Source organism: Chromobacterium sp. FG22 (genome assembly GCF_057809415.1).
In genome coordinates this window covers 1-20,826 of sequence record NZ_JBMDJX010000051.1, presented here as the reverse complement: position 1 = coordinate 20,826, position 20,826 = coordinate 1, and the positions used below count along the sequence as shown (strand labels likewise).

Here is a 20,826-nt window from a genome sequence, read left to right as displayed (position 1 = left end):
CGGGCGCCGGGGCCGGCGCGCTGGCGGCGTGCGCGGGAGCGCTGGCCGCCGTCGGCTCGGCCGCGGCCGGAACGGCACTGGGGCTGGAACTGGGCATGGCCGGCAAAGGCTTGCCGGCCTGCAAGGCCTTCAATTGCTCTTCCAGCGCGCTGATGCGCGCCTCCGCGTTTTTCAGCGCCTGCTCGCGCGCCGCCACTTGCTGCTCGAGATCGGTCAGCTTGCCGCCGCCCGGCTCGCTGGGCACCAGCTTCAGCACATCGGAGCCGGCCTTGGCTTCGCCCGCCGGCGCAGCGGGCTGGCCGCCCAGAATGCTGGCCACCTGAGCGGCGCTCAGGGCTTTGATCTTGCGGCTGGTCGGCACTTTCAGCACCGCGCCCAGCTTGAGGCGGCTGACGTCGCCGTCGACAAAGGCGTCGGGGTTGGCCTGGGCCAGCGCGGCCATGGTCTGGTCCAGCGTGGCGCCGCGCGGCCTCACCTTGCCGGCCAGGCCGCGCAGGGTGGAGCCGGACTTCACTTTGAGAATGCCGGGCTGCGGCCGCGCGATGGGCGCGACGTTGCCGCGGTAGCGGCTGGACAGATTGTTGTCGGCGTAGCTGGGCACGTCCTGCACGATGTTGGCGGACGGCGAGGCCATAGAGTAATTGCTGGGGTCCAACAGCACGGTGTACTCGCGCACCGCGCGTCCCGACGAGGTCTTGGCCTCCACCACGAAGCGCAGATAGGGGTCGTTGATGGGGCCGGAAGAACTGATGCGTATCATGGCGCCGCGCGAGCTGGGCGCCACGCTGAAGCGCAGCATATTGAGCACCGTGGCGTAATCGACGTTCAAATCCTGAAACGTATCCGCCCCGGCCAGCCCTATCCTCGCGCTCTCCAGCTCCGCCGCCCTTACCCCGGTCAATTCGATATCGGCGCGGAACGGCTCGCCCAGATTGGACCTGACGTTGATTTTCCCCAGCCCTGCCCAGGCGCTGGCGGAGCAGGCCAAAGCCACCGCCAGAACGCCGATTCTGATTTTTGCCTGATGTGTCACTGTCAACCTTCCGGCACGGTTTATCTTGATTTTATTTGCGCTGGCCCAGCGGGCGCAGACGGTAACTGTTGCAATCTTAGGCCCTGCGGCTGTTTTTAGCTAGATTTCATAATGACGCCGTTTACCCGCGATTTCCGCCGCAGCCATGAAACAGGGCGGCACTCTCGCGAATGCCGCCCTCTGTCCGCGCGATGCGCGGCTTCAGCCAAACCGCAGGATCAGATCAAGCCATTCTGCTTTAACAGGGTTTCGGCGATATTCACGCAATTGAGCGCGGCGCCGGCCTTCACATTGTCGGCGGCCAGCCAGAAACTCAGCGTCCGGCCCTTGCCGCGCAGGCGGCTGACCCACACCGCCTCGTTGCCGGTAGCTTCCATCGGCGTCACATAGCCGCCCAGCTTGTCCGCGGCCACCACTTGCAAGCCTGCCGCAAGCAGACGTTTGCGCGCTTGCTCCATGTCAAATTCATGTTCGAATGCCGCGTTCACCGCCCAGGCGTGGCCAAAGAACACCGGCACGCGCACGCAGGTGGCCTCCACTTGCAACTGCGGCAGATCCAGCAGCCGCGTCAATTCGCGCTCCACCGAGCGCTCTTCTTCGGACGTACCGTCCGCGTCCAGCGCGCCGATCTGCGGCAACACGTTGAAAGCGATGCGCTTGTCGTAGACCCGGCTTTCGGTCTCGCGCTGGGAGAACAGCGCCGTGGTCTGATCCGCCAGCTCTTCCATCGCCGCCTGGCCGCTGCCGGACACCGATTGATAGGTAGCCACCGACACGCGCTGCAAGCCCAACGGGCGCAGCGCCGCCAGCGCCAGCGCCAGCGGCGTCACCGTGCAATTGGGCACGGAGGCCAGCGCGGCTTCGCCTGCGTCCGCCAGCAAGGCGCCGTTGATGGCGGGAATCACCAGCGGGACACTGTCGTCCTCGCGGAAGGCGGAGCTGAAATCCACCACCGCCGCGCCTGCCGCGCGCGCCAACGGCGCGTACTCGCGCGCCAGCTCGCTGCCGGCCGCGAAGATGGCCAGCGCCACGTTTTCAAAGGCGAAACCGTCGATGGGATGCACGTCCAGCTCCAGATTGCCGTAGGCGGCGGTCTCGCCTTCCTTGTCCGCCGCGTCCACGGCAAAGACCCGGCCAACGGGCAATTGGCGCTGGGCCAGCAGTTCCAGTACCGCCTGGCCCACCAGGCCGGTGGCGCCGACTACGGCGAGCTGAATAGAGTTCGACATCGCTTTACTTTCTCAATCAATCATTGCAAACAGAATACCGCGCGCAAAAAAGGGCACCTCAGTGCCCTTTTCAACTAGGCCGCGCGTTTGACGCGCGGCTCGGCAGTAGGTGCTCGCCAAGGCGAGCCCCAGGCTGCCGCCATTCTACCCTGTCAGCGCTCGATCAGGATACGCAACATGCGACGCAGCGGTTCGGCCGCGCCCCATAGCAGTTGGTCGCCCACGGTGAAGGCGGACAGGTATTCGCCGCCCATCGCCATCTTGCGCAGGCGGCCCACCGGCGTGGCCAGCGTGCCGGTCACCGCCGCCGGGGTCAGCTCGGCCATCGAGGCCTCGCGGGTATTGGGCACCACTTTGGCCCAGGGATTGGCGGCGGCCAGCATGGCTTCGATCTCGTCCAGCGGCACATCGCGCTTGAGCTTGATGGTCAAGGCCTGGCTGTGGCAACGCATCGCGCCCACGCGCACGCACAAGCCGTCCACCGGCACCGGGTTGGCGGAGCGGCCCAGGATCTTGTTGGTTTCCACGCCGCCCTTCCATTCTTCCTTGGATTGGCCGTTGCCCAGGTCCTTGTCTATCCAAGGGATCAGGCTGCCGGCCAGCGGCACGCCGAAGTTCTGGCTGGGGAAATCGTCCGCGCGCAGGAAGTCCGACACTTTGCGGTCGATGTCCAGAATGGCGGACGCCGGGTCCGCCAGCAGGCCGGATACCTGGGCGTTGATCGCGCCCATGCCAGACAGCAGTTCGCGCATATTCTGCGCGCCGGCGCCGGAGGCGGCCTGATAGGTCATGGAGGTGGCCCACTCCACCAGATCGTTCTGGAACAGGCCGCCCAGCGCCATCAGCATCAGCGACACGGTACAGTTGCCGCCGACGTAGTCCTTGACGCCGCGCGCCAGGCCCTGCTCGATCACCGCTTTATTGACCGGGTCCAGGATAATGATGGCATTGTCTTCCATGCGCAGCGCGGAAGCCGCGTCCACCCAGTAACCGTTCCAGCCGGCGGCGCGCAGCTGCGGATAGACTTCATTGGTGTAATCGCCGCCCTGGCAGGTGACGATCACGTCCATGGTCTTGAGTTCGGCGATGTCCTTCGCGTCTTTCAGCGCCGGGGCGTCGCGGCCGATGTCGGGGGCTTTGCCGCCCACATTGGAGGTGGTGAAGAACACCGGCTCGGCGATCGCCGCAAAATCGTTCTCTTCGCGCATGCGCTGCATCAGCACGGAACCCACCATGCCGCGCCAGCCAACAAAACCTACTCTCACTGGGTCTCTCCTGGTATCTGTCTGTCAAATCGTCGCGCCCGCCTGTGCGGCGGGCGGCTGTAATGTTGTCACCCCATTGTGCAGCGCGATAAAGCGTCAGGCAATGGGGTATTTCGTTTTTATTGTATTCAAATCAGAACAGACGGTTCGCCCGGCGCAAGCCGGGCGGACCACTGCCATTTACAGCGCCGACACCACCGCATCCCCCATCGCCGAGCAGCTGACCTTCTCGCAGCCGGCCTCGTAGATGTCGGCGGTGCGCAGGCCGCGCGCCAGCACGGTTTTCACCGCGTTTTCCACCCGCTGCGCCGCGTCTTCCAGGCCGAAGGTGTAGCGCAGCATCATCGCCGCGGACAGGATGGTGGCCAGCGGATTGGCCAGATTCTGCCCGGCGATGTCCGGCGCCGAGCCGTGCGAGGGCTCGTACAGGCCCTTGTTGTTTTCGTCCAGCGAGGCCGACGGCAACATGCCGATGGAGCCGGTCAGCATCGAGGCCTCGTCCGACAGGATGTCGCCGAAGATATTGCCGGTCACCATCACGTCGAACTGCTTGGGATTGCGCACCAGCTGCATCGCCGCGTTGTCCACGTACATATGGGACAACTCCACCTGCGGATACTCCTTGGCCACATCTATCATCACCTCTTTCCAGAACTCGGTGGTTTCCAGCACATTGGCCTTGTCCACCGAGCACAAGCGCTTGTCGCGCTTCATCGCGATGCCGAAGGCGACATGGGCGATGCGGCGCACCTCGCCCTCGCTGTAGCGCATGGTGTTGTAGGCCTCGCGTTCGCCCAGCTCGTTGACGGCGATGCCGCGCGGCTGGCCAAAGTAAATGTCGCCGGTCAGCTCCCGCACAATCATGATGTCCAGACCGGACACCACTTCCGGCTTCAGCGTGGAGGCGTTGGCCAGTTCCGGGTACAGGATGGCCGGGCGCAGATTGGCGAACAGGTTCAAATCCTTGCGGATGGCCAGCAGGCCGCGCTCCGGCCGCAGCGGACGCTCCAGCTTGTCGTAGGCCGGGCCGCCCACCGCGCCCAGCAGCACCGCGTCGGATTCGCGGCACAGCTTCTGGGTGAACTCCGGATACGGCTGGCCGAAGGCGTCGTAGCCGGCCCCGCCCAAGGGCGCCTGTTCGGTTTCGATGGGCAGACCGTCCTTGCGCAGCACTTCCAGCACGCGCTGCGCCTGGGCGATGATTTCCGGACCGATGCCGTCACCCGGCAGAATGGCGATTTTCATGGAGTTTTCCTTTTCAGTCTTGAGGACCGCGCCGGGTCAGCCGCTCCACCAGCGCCCGCTCGCAACATTTGAATACGATATAAGCCGCCATCGCGGCATAGCCGGACGCCAGCAGTTCCAGCAATTGGCGCAACGCGCCGTCCATCGCCGCCTGCCAGCCGGCGTCCAGCCACAGCTTGAAATTCAATTGCAACAACAGGGCCAGATTGACCGTGCCCGCGCCGAACACCAGAAAGCTCAAGCCCAGCAGCGCGAAGGCCCAGCAGGGATGGCGGTGCAGCCAGGCCATCGCGCCGCGCCGGCCGTCGCCGCGGGCGGCGTTCATGTTCTGGCCCACAACACCATCACGTCGGCGCTGAAACTGCCGTCCGCCTCGATGGCGAAATAATCGCGCACCTCCCGGCCCATGCGCTGCTGCAGCAGGCGGATGGCCGCGGCCATCTCCGGCGGCGTGCGCATGCGCGCGGTCCAGGCGTCGAAGGCCAGCCGCAGCCGCTGGCGGCGCAGGCTGTCCACCGCGAAGCCGGCCTCGGCCAGCATCGCCAGCCATTCTCCGGCGCTGTAATCGCGCACATGGCTGGAATCCCGCAGCACCTCCACCGCCTGCAGATGCGTGTCCAGCAAGGGCTGCCCCGGCGACATCACGTCGATCAGCGCCAACCGGCCGCCCGGCTTCAGCACGCGCCGCGCCTCGCGCAGCGCCAGGCCCACATCGCCCCAGTGATGGGCGGAATAGCGGCTGAACACCAGATCGAAATCGCCGTCGGCAAAAGGCAGCCGCTCCGCCGCGCCCTGCCGCGTGCTCAGATTATCCAGGCCGCGCCGGGCCGCTTCCGCCGCCACCACCTCCAACATGGCGGCCGACAGATCGTAAGCCACCACCTCCCGCGCCGCCTCCGCCACCTGAAAGCCCACATGGCCGGCGCCGCAGCCCAGGTCCAGCACCCGCGCCGCGCCATGCTCCGCCGCCGCTTGGCGCAGCTCGGCGAACTCCGCGCCTTCCGCATGCACCTGGCTGCTCAGATAGGCGGCGGCCTGGCCGCCGAACTGCTGCTCCACGTGCTGCTTATGCGCGTGGCCGCCCTGCTGTAGCGCGCTCATCGCCGGCCGCCGTTCAGGCGAACAGCCACGGCTGCTCGCCGCGGCGCTTGGCTTCGAAAGCCTTGATTTCGTCCGCATGCCGCAAGGTCAGGCCAATCTCGTCCAGGCCGCCCAGCAAGCAGTGCTTGCGGTGCTCGGTGATGTCGAAGGAGAACACCTGCCCGGCCGGCGTGCTCACCGTCTGCGCTGCCAGGTCCACGGTCAGCTGATAGCCTTCGGCGGCCGCGCATTCGCGGAACAGCTGATCCACCGCGTCCGCCGCCAGCACGATGGGCAGCAGACCGTTCTTGTAGCAATTGTTGAAGAAGATATCGGCGAAACTGGGCGCGATCACCGCGCGGAAGCCCTGGTCGTCCAGCGCCCACGGCGCGTGCTCGCGGCTGGAGCCGCAGCCGAAGTTCTCCCGCGCCAACAGCACCTGCGCGCCTTGATAGCGCGGCAGGTTGAGCACGAAGTCCGGGTTCAGCGGCCGCTTGCTGTTGTCCATGCCCGGCTCGCCGTGGTCCAGGTAACGCCATTCGTCGAACAGATTGGGGCCGAAGCCCGAGCGCTTGATGGATTTCAAGAACTGCTTGGGAATAATGGCGTCGGTATCCACATTGGCGCGGTCCAAGGGACAGGCCAAACCGGTCAGGGTGGTAAATGCTTTCATCGTCAATGCCGTTTCCGGGCGCTAGCGCCCGCCTTCATTTAGAGAGTGCGAGGAGACAACCGCCCCGGCGGACGCCGGGGGCGGGCCGCCGCATCACATTTTGTTGGACACGTCCTTGGCGGCGTTTTCAATCGCCTGCCCGCCCTTGGACACGTCCTGGCCCACGCCCTTCACCGTATTGCAAGCGCTCAGGGTCAGCGCGGCCAGTACCAACAACAGCAGTTTTTGCATGATTCTCTCCTTGGAACGGTTACAACGAACGCACATCGACGAAATGACCAGTGACGGCGGCGGCCGCCGCCATCGCCGGGCTGACCAGATGCGTGCGGCCGCCCTGCCCCTGACGGCCCTCGAAATTGCGGTTGGACGTGGACGCGCAACGTTCGCCCGGCAACAGGCGGTCCGCGTTCATCGCCAGGCACATGGAGCAGCCCGGCTCGCGCCACTCGAAGCCGGCGGCCAGGAACACCTGGTCCAGACCCTCGGCCTCCGCCTGCGCCTTCACCAGGCCGGAGCCCGGCACCACCAGCACCTGCTTCACATTGGCGGCCTTGTGGCGGCCCTTGGCCACGCTGGCGGCCTCGCGCAAATCCTCGATGCGGCTATTGGTACAGGAACCGATGAAGACGATGTCCACCGCGATGTCGTGGATGGGGGTGTTGGCCTGCAAACCCATATAGCTGAGCGCGCGCTCAATGCCGTTTTTCTTCACCGGATCGCTTTCCCGCGCCGGGTCCGGCACCGCGCCGTCGATATCCACCACCATCTCCGGCGAAGTGCCCCAGGTCACCTGCGGCAGAATCTCCTCCGCGCGCAGCACCACTTCCGCGTCGAATACGGCGCCCGGATCGGAACGCAAAGTGCGCCAATACGCCACCGCCTGCTCCCACTGCTCGCCTTTAGGCGCAAACGGCCGGCCTTTTACATAATCGATGGTCTTCTGGTCCGCCGCCACCATGCCCGAACGCGCGCCGGCCTCGATCGCCATATTGCACAAGCTCATCCGGCCTTCCATCGACAGGCTCTCGATGGCCTCGCCGGCGAACTCGATCGCATAGCCGGTACCGCCGGCGGTGCCGATCTTGCCGATGATGGCCAGCGCTACATCCTTGCCGGTGATGCCGCGGCCCAATTGGCCATCCACCCGCACCAGCATATTCTTGGACTTCTTGGCCACCAGACACTGCGTGGCCATCACATGCTCCACCTCGGAGGTGCCGATGCCATGCGCCAGCGCGGCGAAAGCGCCGTGGGTGGACGTATGGCTGTCGCCGCACACCACCGTCATGCCCGGCAGCGTGGCGCCCTGCTCCGGCCCCATCACGTGGACGATGCCCTGGCCCTTGTCCTTGAACGGGAAGTACGCCAGCGCGCCGAAGGCCTTGATGTTGGCGTCCAGCGTTTCCACCTGCTGGCGCGAGATCGGGTCCTTGATGCCCTCGTCCCAATGATCGGTGGGCGTGTTGTGGTCCGCGGTGGACACCACCGAATCCACGCGCCACAGCGGGCGGCCCGCCAGCTTCAGCCCCTCGAACGCCTGCGGGCTGGTCACCTCGTGCACCAGGTGGCGGTCGATGTACAGCAAGGCTGTGCCGTCCGCCTCCTGGCGCACCACGTGGCTGTTCCATAATTTGTCGTACAAGGTCTGTGCGGTCATGGTGTTTGCTCGAATCCGGTTATTCAACTTGAGACTGCCGCCGGCGCCGCGGGTTTCCGCGCGCCGGGCACAAGGCTCTGCTCCGTGGACTTATCTTGGAGCCAAACTTTCCCGGCAACAAGCCAGTTGCTTATACTAGTAGCGATACTAATACCCAGAGCCCTACGCCCATGACCGCCAGCAAAGACAGCGCGCCGCTGGGCCAATTCATCCGCGCCCACCGCGAGCGCCTGAGCCCGGAACAAGCCGGCCTGCCGCCCGGCCAGCGCCGCCGCGCCAAAGGCCTGCGCCGCGAAGAAGTGGCCGCGCTGTGTGACATCAGCACCACCTGGCTGACCTGGATAGAACAAGGCCGCACCCAATCCGTGTCCGCGCCCACCCTGGCCCGGCTGGCCGAGGCGCTGCGCCTGACCGCCGCCGAGCGCGACTACCTGTTCAATCTGGCAGGCCTCAAAGACCCGGAACCGGAATGGCGCGGCCCGTCCGAACAGGCCAAGGCGCTGTTAAAGCAGGCCACCGCCCATATCGATTCCCCCGCCTACGTGCTGGACGCCGAATGGCGCGCCGTCGCCTGGAACCCGCCGGCCCAAAGGCTGTTCCGCGACTGGCTGGGCCGGCCGGACGCCAGCCGCAGCCTGCTGGACTTCATCTTCCTGGCCCCGGAAGCGCGCAGCTTCATCGACCAATGGGCGGAGCGCGCCGGCCGCATCGTCGCAGAACTGCGCGCCGATCTCAGCCCGCGGCTGAATCAGCCCGCCATGGCCGCGATGATTGCGGCGCTGGAAGCGAAAAGCCCGGAATTCCGCCAATACTGGCAACAGCAGGACGTGCAAGGCCGCGAAGGCGGCAGCCGCGTGTTCCACCACCCCAGCGCCGGCCGCATAGAGCACCAGCAAATCACCCTCAAACTGGCCCAGGCGCCGGAGTACAAGCTGGTGATGCTGCTCTGAGCGCATGCCGGAGACATGGCCATTTCTTTATATTGAACGCTCCCGGGTTTGGGCACACTGCGCCGCACCAACAAAAAGGCGGCGCTAAACGCCGCCCATCCCGCCTCAGGAGCGCTTATGAAAATTTCAGACCTATTGCTCAGCTGCATTCACCCGCGCGGTTCCGCGGACCCGGACACCCCGCCGCAAACCGCGCTGGCCGGCGAACTCAAACGCGCGCAGAACAGCGACGCCAACGCCGCCCTGCTGCGCGCCGCGCCCAGCCCAAGCGCCGCTCGCTCCCGCGCCCACGACAGCGCGCTGAACCAAGCCAGACGCCGCTTCGCCACCGCCGCGCCGGCCGGCGTGGACCCGGCGTTCAAACCCGCCCAGCAACGCTTCGCCCACTGGCTGAACCAGCAACCGCTCAATACCTGGCGCCAACTGCTGCACAATCACCAAGCCCGCGAAGTGCACGCCTTCATCGACGCCCACACCGAAGACATGGCGCGCCGCGACCTGGCCAGGATGCCCGGCGCGGACGCCAAGGCCCTGATTCAGGCTTACCGCGAAGCCATGATCGCCGCCGCCGCCCAACTCTACCCGCAACAAGCCGAGCGCTTCCGCCAGGGCGGCGTCAGCACCCTCAGCCAGCAACTGGAGCAACTCAGCCAGCAGGCAGGGCTGGATTGCAGCAACAAACGCCCGCTGCAACAGCAGGCGCTGCAAGAGCTGATACGCGCCACGGCGGACCAAATAGCCGACGCGCTGGAGCAAACCAAACCGCAGCTGCTGCGCAAAGCGCTGGAACAGGCCAGCAACGCCTACCAGGCGCACCCGGCCGCCACCCGCCGGCAAGCCGCCTGCCAAGCCGCCGCCCAAACCTTATCCGGCGAACGCGAAGCCAATGACCAGAACACGCTGGGGCTGTCGCTGCGCCGCGCCGGCGGCGCCCGTCTCAGCCGCCGTCATTACGACTCCATCCGCCTGAGCCGGGAAGCCTTCGCCCAGCGCCGGACCACCTTGGGCAAGCGCGCCGGCTAAGCCCGTCCTAAAGCCCCGCCCAGCACCCGCCGCATCGCCGGCGGCTGGGACCGGGGCGGCTTGGCCGCAAGCCCAAGCCCAAAACTTGGCGGCCGCGTGCCCTTGACCCGCCCCGCCCGCGCCGCCACAATCGCCTGCGTGCCGATCCACATCCGGCACTGGGACTGGAACCCCAAAAAACTTCACTCTCAGCGAACGGGCCGCTTTGCGGCCCTTATTGTTCGCCGCCTGAGCACGCCCATACGGCGGGCGCAGGCTGCGGGAACGGCTTCGGCCGTGCCGAGAAGAGAGTGATCGGTGTTCCAGTCCCGTGGTCTTGCGCCCGCCTCCCGACTGGAACCGAGAAGCGGGGACATCATGCACACTCTCATAGGAGTCTCCCTAATGTCCCAAGCACTTCCCCCGCGCCGTCATTACCGTCCCAAGCCTCACGAAACCCAGGCCACGCAGCTGCCCTTCGTCCGCCACCTGCCGCAACGCGGCCAGCCCCACCATTGGCAGATGCCGCCCACCGACGACTACGTCGACGCCTGCGCCTACGGCCGCGAATGTGCCGCCCACCTGGCCCAGTACCTGAAAGACAATCTGGACCGCCACAACAAGGGCCTGCTCGGCAAGATCGCCTACGACATCGACTTCCGCGACCCTCACCACGCCCGCGGCTATTGGGTGGGTTTCTTCAACTACGCGGAGCAGTTGATGGTACTGGGCGCGCTGCGCTGCGACGTCTTCCAGCACGTGGACAGCGTGCACGCGATGCAACGCGCGCAAGTCGCCAAAACCGAGCTGGAAGGCAAGACGCCCGGCCGCAATAGCTAAGACGTAAAAAAAGCGGCGCGCCGGATTGGCGCGCCGCTTTCATGGCCATAGAAGGCCGCAAACTTCAGCCTCTAATAATCGATATAGCCCCAATTATCCTCATCTATCGGCGCAGCCAGCTTTTCCGTTGGATAATTGCGCAGACCTTCCAGCACTATCGGCAAATCATGGGCAATCGCCTCGTACTCGTCCCGTGGCAAATGATAGGCCGCATGATAACGCTCCAAGTCAAAATGCTCCAATATCGCCAAGGCCCAAGGATGAAAATTGATCGGCACGTGATCCCACTCCAAGGCTTTTTTGGCAACCCCCAACCATGCAACGGGAAGATTCACATTTACCTTACAGTAAAACTCCCAAGACTCATTCATACCCCACCAAAAAATATCGCTAATACGCTCAGGCGTATAGCTTGCACGTTCAGCCAGACGCCAGTCCGAATCAAACAATCTTCTATAAAACTCCAACAAATCAAGGTACACCACTTTTCTCTCGGGAAAAAGATATACCTCCTCTCCAAGCAAGTCATCTAGGCGCGACATCGGAAACATAACACCTCCAAAAATTTATTTCTTAGGCTTAGCCGGAACATAAGACAAGTCTGGAGCCACCGGCCACTTCTCTTTATTTCGACCAGCCCCTGGAGGAACCACAAGCACCACGCCCCCTGCTTTATAAGCAGAAACCTCCCCATTATTGTGATACAAACGAACTTCCACATCTGGGAACAAACGTGCAAACTGACCACGAATTACATCTGAACAACTATCGCAAGGAGCACGCTCCGTAAATAAATTAATATTACCTTTAACACCTGCATTTCCTCTATATTTTTGCGCAAACGCTTCCAATATCTTAAACTCCGTATCAACCTCTCTAGGAACTGATTTAAGAGGATCAACCAATGGACTAAGAATTCTATCTTCTTTAGGAGGCAAACTGACAAACCCACCTCTCTGACCATCTGTATTATTCCCTACTCTGGAATGTGCTTTCACACTATAGCTACCTTCCCCATAGACATTAATTTCCGCAGCAGCGGCATTGCCAACGGGACGCCCTTTCTCATCCATCATAGGCAACTGCTTCCGAATTTGATCCACTTCCGCCTTCAACGACGACCAAGTTTCCGCATGATAGCTTTCCCCATCTCGGTTGGCATTCAGCTTGGTTTGCGTTTTTGCTGGCACTGGCGATGCGGACAGGTAGTCCGGCTTTTCCTTTGCCGGCCCTACTTTTACCAGCGTCCCGCCGCCAACCGGCCTGCCCTGCGGCTTGGGGGCGACGCCATTGGTGGAAAACAGCAGGCCCGATGCGATTGCCCTTTGCATCAAGCTGGTTTGAGACTCGTTAATCGCCCCGCTTGTCACCGCCACGTGTTCCGCCGCACCCAACAATTTGTTCAGCTGATCCAGACGGTTATCCAACTGAATCACTTCCGGAGAGGCGGTCTTGCCGCTTTTATACAAGTCCAATTGTTGCTTGAACGTTGCTGTATATTCCTCCTGCAACTGCAACACAACCTGTTTTTGCTCCGCCTTGGAAACATGCGCAAAATCGCCGGTCACCAACCCAACATAGCGAGCAAATTGCTCCTGGTTCATCCTGCCATTAAGCCGCGGCAACTGAGCATAAGCATCCGCCATCTGAGGCAGATACTGTAGATTCAATGCATCGTTCTTATAGTCCGCGGTTCCACGATAATCCAGACGAACACCGCTACTCCCTTGCAGGTCTTTCAAAATGGCTTCCGCCTGCGGGTCATTGCGGTAGCTAATGTACATCTCGCTATTTTGGAAGGCCAGTTGCTCCAACAGGCGAGCCTCCCATTGTTTGGCGCTTAGTCCCTCTTTCCCCGCCAACTGTTTTGCTTTTTCCTTCACCAGCTTGGTCTGACTGGGGTGCAGCTGCCTATTGAACTTCTCCCCATCCAGCGCCACCGCGCCTCCCGACAATGCCGCGCCAGCATCGCCGCCGCTCAATCCGCCCACTACCGCACCGGTGGCGACGGCCGCCCATTGCTGAATGGCTTTGCGTTGCGGCTCGTCCAACTGGGTATTGCTCTGCAGATAATCAGCCACTTGGCTGCCTATCCACTCATTGGCCCCGGCGGCCGCCATGCCCGCCAACATATTGCCCCCGCCCGCCTTAGCCTGCAGCGCCCCCATCAACGCATGCAACGCCATTTTTTCCGGACTACCGTCCTTCCAGCCCATTTCCTTAGACAAGTCGCCCACGGCGCGGAAACCGACTTCCCCCAAGACGCGGCTGAACTCTTGCTGCTCCGCAACTTTCTTGGCGTCGAAGATACGCTCCAATTGCCCACCTGCGCTTGCGGCGTCGCGACTCAAACCGGCCGTACTGTCCTGTCCGCTGCTCTGATCTTGCTTGACGGTAATGCTGCCGCCGGCTATCGCGCTGTTCGTGGTACTGGATTTGGACTCCTGCTGCGGAACGCCCAAACCTGGCATCACCATGCCGCCCTTTGGCGCGCCGCCCATGCCATCCCCGCCGGAGCTGAAACTGGCGCTGAAGCTGACGGCGGAATATTCCGCGGAATTTTCCAGCCCGGCAAAGCCCAGACTATTAGTAAGCAGCGTGTTTTTGGCGGCGTCCGCCGTGCTCGTGATCACTGCGCCATTCAACTGGGAATGCCCGCCCACGGCGACATCAAAACCACCCTTTCCGGCAAACAAACCAGTCTGCTCCTGCACGCTGCGCCAATCGCTCTTGGTTTGACTGAAGCTCAGACTGCCGTCCACTCCGCTATCGTTGCCATAGGCATAACGCCCTTCGATCTGACCGGACCAGCTCTTTTGCCGGTATTGATCCCGATCTTGCTCGCTGGTCAATGTAAGATTTCTGCCCACCTCAAATTGGATGCTGTCGCCGCGTACGGTTGTCCCCGTCAGATTAACGTCGCGGCCGGTTTTGACTTGCACTTTGCCGGTGGCGTCCAGCGTGGTTTCCTCATGCGTCAGACTGCTGATCTTAGTGCTGCTCTGGCTCATTGCCGCAGAGCCGTAAGCGCCAATCCCGCCTTTGCCGCCGCCTTTGCCTACGCTGCCGCCAATGTAGACCCCCGCCTCCAGATCCAGCTTGCGATAGGTGCTTTCCTGGCTGCTGATGGCCTCCTGGCTATGGGTAATCAGGTCTCGAGCGGCGTTCAACGCAATTGCGTTGGCAGTCAAAGCCGTTCCGGTCAGCGTGATGTCTCCGTTTTCTCCGCTCCCGTCGCCCCGCGCCCGAATATCTATTTCGCCACCAGCCGCAGCTTGCGCTTTCTTCACCACATCAACGTGGGAGATGCTCTCGCTTTCTTCACGGCTATAGCCATAGCCGATGGAAACCCTGCCTTTCAAACCGCCGCCCTTGTCCGTGCTTTGACTGACGGACTGCATCATGGTGGACAAGTCTTTGGCGGCGTAAGCCGCTTTGGCGGCATAAAGCGCTTTAAGCCTAGGATCGCTGACTTGCGAGCCGCGGTCCGCGGTGCTCATCAGATTGGCCGCTGCCTGGCTGACCGTGCTTTTGGCTCCGATACGCAAACCGCTGGATTCGGTGTAACTAAGCGTGCGGCTGTCCAATGCGTCCACCACCGCGACTCCGCTTACATCTCGACCATCAATCTGAATATCTTTGGCCGCTTGCAACTGAGTGCCGATCAGGTCGATTTTGCCTCCGGCCTGAATCAGCAGACTGCCGGCGTTACTGCCAACAACCCCTTGTACATGAGTGGCATTGTTCTGCAGTTCTTCCAGCCCTTTAGTACGGCTGCCCACGGTAACGCCGAACGAACCGCCTCCGCTGCTGCCGAACATGCCGCTGGTTTTTTCTATATGAATATGTTCGGAGCGCGCCCGGTCTATGGCACTGTCCAGCGTAATATCACGTCCCGCAATCAAAGCCACATCGTTGTTAGCGACAATCTGCGCGCCTACGGCCCGAATGTCGCGTACGCCCTTCGCCACGATGGCATCGGCGGATAACAGTGTCTGCTGCGCCGTGGTGCTGTCGTGTGAGCTAATATCGGTGACGGTTTTTTTCTTAAATGCGCCCCCGGAACTACGCACGGTCTTGTGGTAGTCACTATGTCTATTGTCCGCAGTACCCAGCTCTATATCACGCCCAGCCAACAAAACCGATTGACCGTCACTGATGATGTTGGCCGCCTGAGTTGCAATATCGCGGCCTGCATTAAGGGTCAAACCGCTGGCGCCGGACAGCGCGCTGCCGTGCTGGCTAAGGTCGTAGTTGTTATGGATATCGCCATTGGTGTAGTAGTTGTCGCTGCGGCTTTGGGTAGCCACCGCCCCCAGGCGGATATCCTGGCCTACATTCAGCGTCAAACCGCCATGGCTGCCTAGGCTGGCGCCGTTCAGTACGGCGGCGTCGCCGGCTTGCAACTGCAGATTGCCCTGGCTGATCAGGCCAGCCACGGTAAGGCTGTCTGTTTGCCAGCTGTGACCATAGCCCTTGGAACCCATCTGCACATTGAGACGATCTTGCCGGCTGTTGACTTCGCTTTGCACGGTCAGCTGCTTGCCGGCCAGCGCCAGCAGGCCGCCGCCGGCCTGGGCCTGGGAGCCGTTGAGGGCTAGATTGCCACCGGCTTGCAGCAGCATATCGCCGCCGGCCTGCAGCTGGGTGGCATGGCGGATCTGGTCCAGCGTCGAGTACGCGCCCCAACCCCAGCCATTCCAACTGCCCTGGCCTTGCTTGCTGTCCAATGTGGATTGCAGGGTCAGCTCATTGCCGGCCACGGCGAGCAGCTTGCCGCCTGCTTTGACGTCCGCGCCGCTAAGCATGAGGTCGTGCCCGGCGTTGAAGCTCAGGCTGCCGCCCACTTGCAGCGTGCTGCCGACATGGTCGACCTGCTGGTAACTGTACTGGCTGCGGCCGGTGTTGGCCGCATAGCTGTAACGATTTTCGCGGCTGGCGATGTCCAGATCGCGGCCAGCCTGCAGTTGCGCGTCGCCGCTGACCCGCAGCTGCGCGGCTTGCAGCTTGAGATCATTGCCGGCCTGCAGCTGCAAGCTGCCTGCCTGGATCACGCTGCCGGCCTGGCTGTGTTGCTTGTCGTCGCTAACGCTCAGGTTGTGGCGAGCGCCAAGGCCCAGATCGCCACCGGCCAGCACTTTGCCGCCTTCGATGCGGATATCGCCCGCCTGCGCCAACAGGCTATTGTCCGCCTTCAGGGTGCCGCTATTGATCAGCGAGCCATCGGCCAGCAGCTCCATATGGCTGCCGGCCAGCACCGCGCCCTGGCCGCGCAGCGATTGCTCCTGCGCCTTGGCCAGGTACACCACCGGCACCAGCACGTCGTGACCGTCGACATTCTGCTTGACCAGCCACACCATATCAGCGGTAAGGCGAGACATCTGCTCCGCGGACAGCGCCACGCCCGGCGTCAATTGGAATTGCTTGGCGTATTCCGCGCCCTGGCTCATCAATTGCTGGTATTGCTGCGTCGCGTTGGCGTTGCCGCCGATGAAGCGCTTGCCGGTCAGTTCCGTCACCGCGCGGCTGACCAGTTGCTGCTCGTAGAAACCGTCGCCCAGGCGCTTTTCCACGCGGCTGGGGTCGTAGCCCAATTGTTTGAGCAGATAATCCGACGAAATGAAATTGCCGTATTGGGTAAAGCGCGGATCGGTTTCCACCAAATAAGGCTGCGCCGGCGCCGGGCGGGTCTGGAACAGGCCATTATTGGGCAGGCTATAACCGCCGGCTACCGGGTTGGCCGCCTTGGTGCCGGCGGACTCCAGCAATACTTGCTGCGGCAGCACCGCGGTTTTGACTCCATCCCACTGCGCGCCGGCCAGGCCGCCCACCGCTGATTTTTGCAGATCCGCCGCCGCTTGCGCACCAGTCAGCTGCCCGGCCAAGGTTTGCGCGGAGGCGACGGCATCCAGCGGCTTGCCGCCCAGATTCTTGCCCGCGCTGGCCGCGTCGCCATCGGCTTGCGCCAAAGCCTTGCCCGCCGTGGTGTTTACCGCCGTCGCTTTGGACTGGCTATCGCCGGTAGTTAGAGAGATATCGAGTTGCGAAGCCTTGCCATTGGAAATGGTGGGGGCTTGTAGTGTGAGTTTTTTGCCGGTACTGATGGTGGCATCTAGCGATCCTAACACTTCTGAATGCGTATCAACAATTGGGGAGGTTGTCCTTCCCCATAAAAAATTACTTTGCGTAGTTGTGGTGACTGTCTTTAAAAGCTGCTGGCCAATATTATTAACTTTATTCCCAGCCAACAATGTCAACTCTTCCCCCACAGAGATGGCGCTATACTTATTCTCTATTGAAGATGAGTTAACAACCAATGAGCGCCCAGCTAATAAGTTCGCTCGAGCAGTAGACCCACTTGCAACGTCTATAGCTACTTGGGTTGTAGTTGTTCTAGAAATTTCATCCTGAGCAGCAACCAAGTCGCGCCCCTTAACGGCGTAGTTCGCCCAAGCACTTGGCAACAGGTGTACATTTGGATCAAACGGAGTGACTCCGTAATCGAGGCCCATGACCGAATACTGTCCATTTCTAGGCTCACCAAAGTAATAGAGCTCAAAGGGCTGACCAGGAAGGGATAGCACTTTGATTTCGCCATAAACCAACACCAATTGCCCTTCATTCCGTCCACCCGTTTTAGTATAAGACTGGCTTATGTCTTGCAACACCACCCCATTAGGGTCGATCACAGTAATTGAATGCCTATCCGAATTCACTCCAACAATTTTAAAAGTGTGAAAATCAGCACCATACATATCACAGCCTTGCTCAGGGCAGCTGCTCGAAAAATTAAAGCCTAAAAATGAGACTTCACCACTCCTAACTTGATTAAATAACGAATTTTTTGCCGCGGGCCCATACCCCTTAAACGTTGTCTTAGTTTGAATGCTTTTACTCGAGCTCTGACTAATTGTCACAGGGTTTGCCTCATTACTCAGCCTCCCCGCATCAATAAACATATTGCCATCGGACTGCAAAGTCGCCACATGGTTAATCACCTGCCCTGTGGCCGCTCCGGCCTTGCCGATGCGCATATCGCCCTGGCTATACAACCAGCTGCCGTCGTGATTATTCAAGGTTTGTCCGATATCCAGCGCCATATTGCCGGCAGAGGCGATCAGCCCCTGGTTGCCGCCGTTGTCCAGGCTGGCGACCTGGATGGAGATATCGCCGCCGGTGATGGAGTAGGTGTTCAACACGCTGGCGGCGTTCAATTGCAAACTGCCAGCGCTGAGCTTGCCGCTATTGCTGAGCGCCTGGCTCAGTGCAGCGCTGAGTTTGCCGCCTGCGTTGACCTCGCCGCTATTGGTCCAGCTGACGCCGTTCAAAACCAAATCGCCGCCGGCCTGCAGCTGGCCGCTGTTGATCAGATTTCCGCCGCTGCTGATGCTGAGCTTGCCATTGGCCTGCAGCTTGCTGCCCGCCGCGTGGATGAAGTCGCTGACCAAGGTCAGGCTCAAATCCTTGCCGGCCAGGAAGGAGCCGGAATTGCCCAGGCTCACGGTGTCGATGCCCAGGCTGCCCACGCTCAGCAGGCTGCCGCCGGCATTGTCCAGTCCTTGCGCCTTGATCCGCCAATCGCCGTTGCCGGCGATCTGGCCGCCGTTATTCAATTGCCCGCTGAGAGTCACGCGGCTGTCGCCGCTGCCTAGCGCCAACAGCTTGCCGCCCTGGTTGAGCAGACTGCCGCTATCCAAGCTCAACGTGTGGCCGGCCTGGATCAGGCCGTCGGCGTTGTCCACGCTGGCGCTGTCCAACTTCAAGGCGCCGTTGCTGCCCAAAGCACCCTGGCGATTGTCCAGCGCTCCGCTCGCGCTGAGCTGCAGATCGCCCTGACTGCTGAGCGTGCCGCCGGCATTCAGCAGGCCCGCCGCCGTCACCTGCAGTTGACCGTTGGACAGCACCTTGCCCTGCAGACTATTGTCCAGCTGGCCGCTTAACTCCAGCTTGGCCACGCCGTCCCCCGCTTGACTGAGCAAGCCCTGCCGGTTGTTCAGCTCGGCGGCTTTCAGTTGCAGTTGCCCGGCCTGAATTTTGCCGCCCTGGTTCTGCGCCACTTGCGCCACTTGCACGCCCAGCTTGGCCGCGCTTTGCAAAGTACCCTGGCGGTTGTCCAAGGCCGCGGCGTTCACCTCCAGACCGCCATTGCCGGCCAACAAACCCTGTGCTGAGTTGTCGAGCGTCCCGCTGATGTTGACCTTGCCGTCGCCGCTTCCCAACACCTTGATGCTGCCGCCCTGATTACCCAGGCCAGCCGCATGCATTTGCAAGGATTCGGCTTGCACCGTGCCGCCTTGGTTGCTCAAGGCCGCGCCCAGCTGCAGTTGCAGCCCTTGTCCGCTGACCAAGGCGCCGCCCTGATTGTCCAGACCTTGGGCTAATTGCAATGATTGCGCGCCCAGGCTGCTCAACGAGCCCTGCTGGTTGTTCAAGGATTGAGCCGCAAGCGTCAGGCCGCCGTTGCTGAACAGCGTACCTTGCTGATTGTCGAGACGCTGGCGCACCTGCCATTGCGCCATGGTCTGTCCCAGGTGGCGGATTTCGCCGCCCTTGTTGCTGAGCGTGCCCGCCTTCAGATTCAGGTCTTTGGCGACAATGTGGCCGCCGTCGTTGTTCAAGCCGGCTTGCCTCTCCAGCTTCAACTGGCCGGCCGACTGCAGCGTGCCGCCGTGGTTGTCGATGTCGGCGGCCTTGATGTCCAGCCCGGCATTGCCGGCGATCTTGCCCTGGTTGTTCAGCTGGCCGCTGATCTCCAGGCTGCTGGCGGCGTCCTTGCCCAGCGCCAAGATTTGCCCTTTGTCAGCGTTGCTGACGCTGGCCGCCGTCAGTTGCAAATCCTTGCCCGCCTGGATCAGGCCTGCGCCGTTCTCCAGCTGCCCTGCCGTCAGCTTGAACTGGCCGTCGCTACCCAATAGACCATCGTTGCGCAGCACATCGCTGGCGCTAAGACTCAGACTTTGCGAGCCGATCAAGCTGCCCTTGGCGTTGTTCAGCTGCTGCAGCTTGGCGTCCAGTGCTTGCTGGGCGAAGACTTCGCCGCCCTGATTGCTGAGCGTGCCCGCTTTCAGGTTCAGGTCTTTGGCCACGATGTGGCCGCCGTCGTTGTTCAAGCTGGCTTGCTTCTCCAGCTTCAACTCCCCGGCCGATTGCAAGGTGCCACCGTGGTTGTCGATGTCGGCGGCCTTGATGTCCAGCCCGGCATTGCCGGCGATCTTGCCCTGGTTGTTCAGCTGGCCGCTGATCTCCAAGCTGCTGACAGCGTCCTTGCCCAGCGCCAAGATTTGCCCTTTGTCAGCGTTGCTGACGCTGGCCGCCGTCAATTGCAAATCCTTGCCGGCCTGGATCAGGCCCGCACCGTTCTCCAACTGCCCAGCCGTCAGCTTGAACTGGCCATCGCTGCCGAGCAGGCCATCATTGCGCAACACCTCGCTGACGCTGAGGTTCAGGTTTTGCGAACCAATCAGGCTGCCCTTGGCGTTGTTCAGCTGACTCAGTTGAGCATCCAACTGTTGCTGGGCAAACACTTCCCCGCCCTGATTGCTGAGCGTATCCGCCTTCAGGTTCAGGTCTTTGGCGACGATGTGGCCGCCGTCGTTGTTCAGACTGGCTTGCTTCTCCAGCTTCAACTCGCCGGCCGACTGCAGCGTGCCGCCGTGGTTGTCGATGTCGGCGGCCTTGATGTCCAGCCCGGCATTGCCGGCGATCTTGCCCTGATTGTTCAACTGGCCGCTGATCTCCAGGCTGCTCGCTGTGTCCTTGCCCAGCGCCAGAATCTGGCCTTTATCGGCGTTGTCGATGCTGGCCGCCGTCAGTTGCAAATCCTTGCCCGCCTGGATCAGGCCTGCGCCGTTC

The 20,826-nt window shown here is 62.1% G+C and carries 14 protein-coding genes; 3 read left to right on the top strand and 11 right to left on the bottom strand.

What is annotated here, in order from left to right:
• The 9 genes from ACODSD_RS24240 to leuC all read right to left on the bottom strand — a co-directional run.
• On the bottom strand, window positions 1-1,033 hold a 1,033-nt coding region (locus tag ACODSD_RS24240; protein WP_488878549.1), incomplete at its 3' end, for a type IV pilus assembly protein FimV.
• A gap of 218 nt (window positions 1,034-1,251) precedes the next feature.
• On the bottom strand, window positions 1,252-2,262 hold the full coding sequence (locus ACODSD_RS24235) for an aspartate-semialdehyde dehydrogenase (RefSeq protein WP_488878548.1): 1,011 nt from the start codon (window positions 2,260-2,262) through the stop codon (window positions 1,252-1,254).
• 152 nt (window positions 2,263-2,414) lie between these two features.
• Window positions 2,415-3,527 (bottom strand): aspartate-semialdehyde dehydrogenase, encoded by a 1,113-nt coding sequence (asd, locus tag ACODSD_RS24230; RefSeq protein WP_227103618.1) that lies wholly within the window; start codon window positions 3,525-3,527, stop codon window positions 2,415-2,417.
• A 180-nt stretch (window positions 3,528-3,707) separates the two neighbouring features.
• Window positions 3,708-4,772: a 3-isopropylmalate dehydrogenase gene (leuB, locus tag ACODSD_RS24225; protein WP_043592101.1), complete on the bottom strand. Its 1,065-nt coding sequence runs from the start codon at window positions 4,770-4,772 to the stop codon at window positions 3,708-3,710.
• Window positions 4,773-4,785: 13 nt separating this feature from the next.
• On the bottom strand, window positions 4,786-5,097 hold the full coding sequence (locus ACODSD_RS24220) for a hypothetical protein (protein ID WP_107798732.1): 312 nt from the start codon (window positions 5,095-5,097) through the stop codon (window positions 4,786-4,788).
• A complete protein-coding gene (locus ACODSD_RS24215) occupies window positions 5,094-5,873 on the bottom strand; it encodes a class I SAM-dependent methyltransferase (RefSeq protein ID WP_107798731.1) in 780 nt (259 codons plus the stop codon). Before ACODSD_RS24215 ends, ACODSD_RS24220 begins: the two co-directional genes overlap by 4 nt.
• A gap of 13 nt (window positions 5,874-5,886) precedes the next feature.
• Window positions 5,887-6,525: a 3-isopropylmalate dehydratase small subunit gene (gene leuD, locus ACODSD_RS24210; protein ID WP_488878547.1), complete on the bottom strand. Its 639-nt coding sequence runs from the start codon at window positions 6,523-6,525 to the stop codon at window positions 5,887-5,889.
• A 93-nt stretch (window positions 6,526-6,618) separates the two neighbouring features.
• Window positions 6,619-6,756: an entericidin A/B family lipoprotein gene (locus ACODSD_RS24205; RefSeq protein WP_081544472.1), complete on the bottom strand. Its 138-nt coding sequence runs from the start codon at window positions 6,754-6,756 to the stop codon at window positions 6,619-6,621.
• A gap of 19 nt (window positions 6,757-6,775) precedes the next feature.
• A complete protein-coding gene (leuC, locus tag ACODSD_RS24200; RefSeq protein WP_253314948.1) occupies window positions 6,776-8,182 on the bottom strand; it encodes a 3-isopropylmalate dehydratase large subunit in 1,407 nt (468 codons plus the stop codon).
• A gap of 170 nt (window positions 8,183-8,352) precedes the next feature.
• Between leuC and ACODSD_RS24195 the strand changes: the two genes are divergently transcribed.
• From ACODSD_RS24195 to ACODSD_RS24185, 3 genes are all read left to right on the top strand, one after another.
• Window positions 8,353-9,132 (top strand): helix-turn-helix transcriptional regulator, encoded by a 780-nt coding sequence (locus ACODSD_RS24195; RefSeq protein WP_107798728.1) that lies wholly within the window; start codon window positions 8,353-8,355, stop codon window positions 9,130-9,132.
• A gap of 117 nt (window positions 9,133-9,249) precedes the next feature.
• Entirely contained in the window at window positions 9,250-10,155 is a 906-nt protein-coding gene (locus ACODSD_RS24190; RefSeq protein WP_488878546.1) for a hypothetical protein, read from the top strand.
• A 384-nt stretch (window positions 10,156-10,539) separates the two neighbouring features.
• The gene (locus tag ACODSD_RS24185; protein ID WP_488878545.1) at window positions 10,540-10,974 is read left to right on the top strand and encodes a hypothetical protein; all 435 of its coding nucleotides are present in this window, start codon (window positions 10,540-10,542) and stop codon (window positions 10,972-10,974) included.
• 71 nt (window positions 10,975-11,045) lie between these two features.
• On the opposite strand, the gene ACODSD_RS24180 is transcribed toward ACODSD_RS24185, so the two are convergent.
• Window positions 11,046-11,525, bottom strand: a complete 480-nt coding sequence (locus ACODSD_RS24180; RefSeq protein WP_488878544.1) for a hypothetical protein — start codon at window positions 11,523-11,525, stop codon at window positions 11,046-11,048.
• A gap of 15 nt (window positions 11,526-11,540) precedes the next feature.
• Window positions 11,541-20,792 (bottom strand): hemagglutinin repeat-containing protein, encoded by a 9,252-nt coding sequence (locus ACODSD_RS24175; RefSeq protein WP_488878543.1) that lies wholly within the window; start codon window positions 20,790-20,792, stop codon window positions 11,541-11,543.
• Window positions 20,793-20,826: the final 34 nt, after the last annotated feature.

Coding starts and splice junctions, on each gene's coding strand:
- ACODSD_RS24235 (WP_488878548.1), bottom strand. CDS start 2,262: ATGTCGAACTCTATTCAGCTCGCCGTAGTCGGCGCCACCGGCCTGGTG.
- leuB (WP_043592101.1), bottom strand. CDS start 4,772: ATGAAAATCGCCATTCTGCCGGGTGACGGCATCGGTCCGGAAATCATC.
- ACODSD_RS24220 (WP_107798732.1), bottom strand. CDS start 5,097: ATGAACGCCGCCCGCGGCGACGGCCGGCGCGGCGCGATGGCCTGGCTG.
- ACODSD_RS24215 (WP_107798731.1), bottom strand. CDS start 5,873: ATGAGCGCGCTACAGCAGGGCGGCCACGCGCATAAGCAGCACGTGGAG.
- leuD (WP_488878547.1), bottom strand. CDS start 6,525: ATGAAAGCATTTACCACCCTGACCGGTTTGGCCTGTCCCTTGGACCGC.
- ACODSD_RS24205 (WP_081544472.1), bottom strand. CDS start 6,756: ATGCAAAAACTGCTGTTGTTGGTACTGGCCGCGCTGACCCTGAGCGCT.
- leuC (WP_253314948.1), bottom strand. CDS start 8,182: ATGACCGCACAGACCTTGTACGACAAATTATGGAACAGCCACGTGGTG.
- ACODSD_RS24195 (WP_107798728.1), top strand. CDS start 8,353: ATGACCGCCAGCAAAGACAGCGCGCCGCTGGGCCAATTCATCCGCGCC.
- ACODSD_RS24190 (WP_488878546.1), top strand. CDS start 9,250: ATGAAAATTTCAGACCTATTGCTCAGCTGCATTCACCCGCGCGGTTCC.
- ACODSD_RS24185 (WP_488878545.1), top strand. CDS start 10,540: ATGTCCCAAGCACTTCCCCCGCGCCGTCATTACCGTCCCAAGCCTCAC.
- ACODSD_RS24180 (WP_488878544.1), bottom strand. CDS start 11,525: ATGTTTCCGATGTCGCGCCTAGATGACTTGCTTGGAGAGGAGGTATAT.